This is a genomic window from Burkholderia sp. FL-7-2-10-S1-D7, from assembly GCF_001524185.1.
In the GTDB taxonomy this organism is placed as follows: domain Bacteria; phylum Pseudomonadota; class Gammaproteobacteria; order Burkholderiales; family Burkholderiaceae; genus Burkholderia; species Burkholderia diffusa.
This window is the reverse complement of the sequence record NZ_LOWY01000012.1, coordinates 1-3,307: the sequence shown is the minus strand read 5'-3', so window position 1 is coordinate 3,307 and position 3,307 is coordinate 1. Positions and strand designations below refer to the sequence as shown.

General features: G+C 66.6%; 1 protein-coding gene. It reads right to left on the bottom strand.

All coding sequences use genetic code 11. From position 1 onward, the window contains the following. The coding region (locus WS75_RS04220; protein WP_059679313.1) for a DUF6531 domain-containing protein at positions 1–3,254 on the bottom strand (3,254 nt) is incomplete at its 3' end. Between the last annotated feature and the right edge of the window lie 53 nt (positions 3,255–3,307).

Sequence of the window (3,307 nt, the reverse complement as noted above, 5' to 3'; positions counted from 1 at the left end):
GATTCGTGGGCAAGCACCTGCTCGCTGAGCCGCCCCATGGCGTCCCACTGCTGCGTTTGCAGCAAGCGGTTGCCTTGCAGGCGCGCGACCTCGCGGTGCAGGTCGTCGCGCTCGTAGCTCACCAGTTCTCGTTCATCCAACTGGAGAGCCAACAGGTGGCCGCTGCCGTAGGTGAGCCAGCTGACGCGGTGGCCATCCGGGCGCACAGTGGCGATGCGCTGGTTGAGCGCATCGTATTCGTGCAGCCACACGCCCACCAGCGGCTGGCCCAGGCGGGTGTAGTGCTGGTGCTCACGCACCAGGTTGCCAGCCGGGTCGTGGAACCATTGCAGGCGGCTGTCGGCGTTGCTGGCCAGTGCCAGGTTACCGTTGAGGTCGTACGCGAAGGTCTCGACCTGCCAATCTTGCTGGCGCGGGCTCGCGTCGCCGGTTTGCAGCGCAGCGCGCCGCTCGGTGAGGCGCCCCATCGGATCGAAGGTATAGGCGGTGATGCGCTGCCCGTCGATGGCACGCGCCAGCTTGCCGGTCTCCTCCTCGTACTCGTAGCGCGTGATGGCGCCGTCAAAGCCGGTTTCCGCCAGCAGACGGCCCACCGGGTCGTAGTGGAACTCGGCATCGCGGCCGTTCTCGTTGCGCAGCGCGGTGAGCTGGCCGAGCTTGTCCCACTGATAGCGCAGGGTCTGGCCGGCGGCGTCCACCCGCTTGGCCAGCAGGCCGGCCTCGGTGTAGTCCCATTCGGTGCGCCGGCCCAGCGCATCGATGTGGGTTAGCAGGCGGCCCTCTGCGTCGCGCTCGAAGTGCTCTTCGGTATCGTCCGGGTAGCGGATCGCGGCGAGCTGGCCGGCCTCGTGGCGGTAGCGGGTGACCTGGCCGGCCGCGTCGGTGAACTGCACAAGCTGGCCGCGCGCGTCGTAGGCCCATTCGCTGGCCTTGGCCGAGCAGTCCACGTAGCGGGTGAGCTGGCCGCTGCTGTTGTACTCGAGCTGCTTGGTCTTGCCATTGGCGTCGGTGATGCCGATCGGCAGGCCCATCAGGTTGTACGCGTACTCGGTCTTGTTGCCCAGCGGGTCGATGGCCTCCGTTAGGCGACCGCGGGTATCGTAGTCGCGCAGCCAGAGGCCGCCCTCGGCGTCGCTGATCTTGATGAGCTGATTCTTGGTATCCCACGCGAAGTGCACCACCGTGCCATCTGCCCGGATGTGTTCGAGCAGGTTGCCAACCTCGTCGTAGGCGTAGCGGTCTTCGCTGCCGTCGGTGTGGACATGGCGCACCACGTTCTTGGCGTCGTCGCGGAAGAACCATTCGGAGCGCTTGTCCGGGTGGATGATCCGATAGGTGTAGCCGAGGATGTCGCAGTAGTGCCAGGTTTCCTGCCCGTGCGCGTCGGTGACGTAGGTCAGGCGGATGTTCTCGTCCCATTGCAGGCGGGTGTCGAAGCTGCCGTCGTCGGCCCATTCGCGCACCGCCTTGGCGTCCGGCCCGTCGCCCTGCCATACCAGGTTCATGCCGCGCCCGGTGCGGTCGGTGTAGCGCGTGATCAGGTGGCGCTGGTACTGGTAGGTCCAGACCTGCGCGTTCTCGTCCTGGGCCAGCGTCAGATCGCCCGCCTCGTCGTAGTGGTATAGGCTCAGGCGCCGCTCGGCCTTTTCTTCGCGCATCAGCCAAAGGCCGATCAGGCGGCCGTGCGCGTCCATGTCGGTTCGCAGGTGCAGGTGCTGCTGGCTGGGGTCGTCCTGGTAGGTGACGAGGTCCGACAGCACGGCGCGACCGCTCTCGTGGCGGTCGTAGCCCAGCAGCAGGCCAGCGCCGCCGCGCAGCTCGATGTGCATCAGCAGGAAGTGATCGCCGTGGCGGTGATAGGTTTCGCAGCGCTCGTGGCCCCGGCGCAGGTGCAGGCGATGTTCGCTGACGCGGACCAGGATGAGGTCTTCGATCAGGTCTTCGTGCACCGCGCCGATCCTGGGCAGCGGGTAGTCGTGGCTGCGGCCGTCGGCGCCGTGGTAGCGCAGGCCCTCGCCGACCATATCGATGCGCGTGGTGTACGGGGTGATCCAGCGCGCGCCGAGTTCGCGGTCGTCGTAGGCACCCAGGCTGGAGCGGTAGGTGCGGGTCCAGTCGATGGGGAACGGCCCGGGCAGCACGAAGTCGGTATGCGCGATGGTCTCGCTGCCCATGGCGAAGCTGATGCTGCCGCAGGTGCCGGCGCAGGTGCCGTTTTTCTGCGGATTGGGGTCTTTCGTGGCCGCGTGTTGCTTGTGCTGCGCCTCCACCATGCCTTCGCTGCCTTGGCGCTGCCCCTTGCTGGTGGCCTTTGGCTTGACGTTGGCAACCTGGCTGGCGCCCCCGCGCGCACGCCAGTGGGCCAGCGCTGTCACCAAAGCCTTGAGCAGGTAGCCCACGCTGTTGGCGACGTTCTCGTCGCCGAGCACGGCGACCTGGCGCTTGATCTCGGGGGCAAATTCACTGAGCGCCCGGGTTTGGGCGAGCACGAACGCGCGCTGACTTTCATTGAGCAAGGCCTTGGCCGCCACGTTGGTGGCAGCTTTGCCGGCGGCTTTGTAGCTGCTCCACAGGGCGCCGAAGAAGTTGCTGATGCTGGCCTTGGGGTCGTGCAAAAGCTGGTCGCCGGCAGCGCGCATCTGCTCGGCGGCCTTCTTGGCGTCGCCCGCGGCGCCGAGCTGGCTGGTGGCGATGGCCTCGAGGCCGCAGGCCAGGTCGCGCACGGCGCTCTCGCCCCAGTCCCCGGCATCCTTGAGGATACCGTTGAGCTTGCCCTGGGCTTCCTTGGCGAAGTTGTCGATCTCGCCAACGATGCTCGCGTTGAGGTGGGCCACCAGGACATTGATGAGGGCATCGCCCAGCAGGGATTTGCCGTTGAGTTTCAGCTCCTGGCGCACCAGGAACAAGGTGGGCCGCAGGCTCATGCGGGCCGCTGCCATCGTGGGTGGCACCGGCAGCACGCCGATCAGGTTGATGCCAAGGCTGACCCAGTCGAGCATGTTGCGTTGCTTGGACTGCACCAGGGTGAGGATGTCGCCCATGCTGTCGACCAGAGCAATGATGTTGCCGACCGCCGGCAGCGATCCGGCAAAGGTGCGGATACGATCGAGCGTGATGACGTCATCGCTCATCTTGCGCAGCCACTTGTCGAATTCTTCGGCGCCGCGGCTGACATCCCGCACATCGATGGTGTTCAGGGGCGCCACCGCGACCTGGGGGCCGTGATCGGTTTTCTGCGGAGGGGTGCTGTCCATAACGTACTCGTGGCGTGTGGTGGAACAGACCGCCCTGTCCCAGCGGCGGTATG